Origin of the sequence: Kitasatospora sp. NPDC059973, assembly GCF_042737525.1 — a bacterium.
Lineage (GTDB): Bacteria > Actinomycetota > Actinomycetes > Streptomycetales > Streptomycetaceae > Kitasatospora.
The window spans coordinates 1,951-3,804 of sequence record NZ_JBHWUI010000325.1 but is presented as its reverse complement, the minus strand read 5'-3'; the positions used below and the strand labels follow the sequence as shown (position 1 = coordinate 3,804).

Genomic DNA, 1,854 nt, shown 5'->3' with positions numbered 1-1,854 from the left:
CCCGGGCCGCGGGCCCGGACACGGCCCGCCCGAACGGCCGGGCGGTACCGGCGCAGGCCGCCGCCCCGCGCCCGACCGGCGCACCCGCCTCGCCGTTCGGCACCGGCGCCGGCCCGGACGCCCCTGCGGACGAGGCCGGCGTCTACGAGGACGCCCCGGCGGACCCGTTCGGCACCGGCCCCGGCGCCGACCCCTTCGGCCCGGGCCCCGGCGCGGACCCGTTCGCGGCCCGCCGCGCTCCGCAGGGCCAGGGCCAGGGCCGCCCGATGGCCGGCCCGGCCGACGCGGCGAACCCGGAGGACACCTCGGTGGACGGCTTCGCGCCGATCCGCGAGGAGACCCTCCCGCCCGCCGCCATATCCGGCCTGCCCGGCGGCACGGCCCAGCACGGCCTCCCGCCGAACGGCTCCCCGCAGAACGGCCTGTTCGCCTCGGCCCCGGCCGGCGCCGATCCGTTCGCCGCCCAGCGCCCCCAGGCCGGCGCGGAGCCGTACGGCACCGCCGCCCCCGGCGGCCTCTTCCCCGGCGTTCCCGGCGTCTCCGGCGCCCAGCCGACGGCCCCGCCCGACCCGCAGGCCGGTCGGCCGGGCGGCCCCGGCAGCGCCGCCCCCGGCCGGCCCTACCCCGGTGGCCCGGAGGCCGAGGCCGGTACCGCTCCCACCCCGAAGCCGCCCGCGCCCGCCGCGCCGCAGGCCCCCAGGGCGGCCACCGGCAAGGCCCGGCCGAGCCGCGGCAAGAAGCTCGTCAAGCTCGGCGTCTACGGCGTCGCGGGCGTGCTCTTCCTCGGCGCCGCCGCGTACGGCACCGGCCTGATGCTGAACCAGTCCGACATCCCCAAGGGCACCGTGGTGCTCGGCACGGACATCGGCGGCAGCAACCGCGACCAGGCGATCCACCAGCTCGACGAGACGGTCGGCAAGGCCGGCCAGCAGCCGGTCAAGCTGAAGATCGGCGACCAGGCGATGGACCTCGACCCGACCGTCGCCGGGCTGAGCTTCGACACCACGGCCACCGTGGACCGGCTCACCCAGCACTCCTACAGCCCGGTCGACGTGATCACCTCGCTGAAGGGCGACGAGAAGGCCGTGCCGCCGGAGGTCAAGGTGGACCGGGCCAAGCTCAAGGCCGCCCTGGAGGGGCTGGCCGCCGGGTCCGGGCAGGGCCTCCAGGAGGGCTACGTCAGGTTCGGCGACGCCGGCGAGCCGGTCGTGGTGCCCGGCAAGGCCGGCCAGGCGGTCGACGCCGCGTCCGCCGTGGACCAGGTCGAGCAGGCCTACCGCGACCGCGCCACCGGCAAGGCCGAGCAGCCGGTCGCCCTCACCGTGACGGCCGCCCAGCCCAAGGTCTCCCCGCAGGCCCTGCAGGCCGCCGCGGACAGCCTCGGCAAGTCCGCGGTCAACGGGAAGATCCACATCACGGCCGGCACCAAGACCTGGGACTTCGGCCCGAAGACCGCCCCCAAGACGCTCACCCTGGTGCCCGACGCGGCCGGCAAGATCGTGCCCAAGTGGGACCTGGACGCGCTCGCCGGCCAGTTGGGCACGGTGTTCGACAAGCTGAAGATCAAGAAGAACGGCCAGACCGCCGCGATCACTCCGCAGGACGTCGCCGACGCCATCACCTCGGTGCTGGACAAGACCGGCGACAAGGAGCGCACGGTCAAGTTCACCGTCGCCTGAGCGGAGTCTCCCACCGCCCGGGCCGGCCCACCGGCACCGGGCGCACGGCGAGTGGACGAACGACCGAGGGGCGGGGGCGGGGGCGGGGGCCCCCCCCCCCCCCACACCCCCCCCCGGGGCAAGATATTTGAGCCGAGACACGCACGAGGCCGGAAACTACCCAACCGGAGGCGGC

General features: G+C 76.9%; 1 protein-coding gene. It reads left to right on the top strand.

All coding sequences use genetic code 11. The features are described from left to right. The coding region (locus tag ACFWA9_RS38660; RefSeq protein WP_380394193.1) for a hypothetical protein at positions 1–1,679 on the top strand (1,679 nt) is incomplete at its 5' end. Between the last annotated feature and the right edge of the window lie 175 nt (positions 1,680–1,854).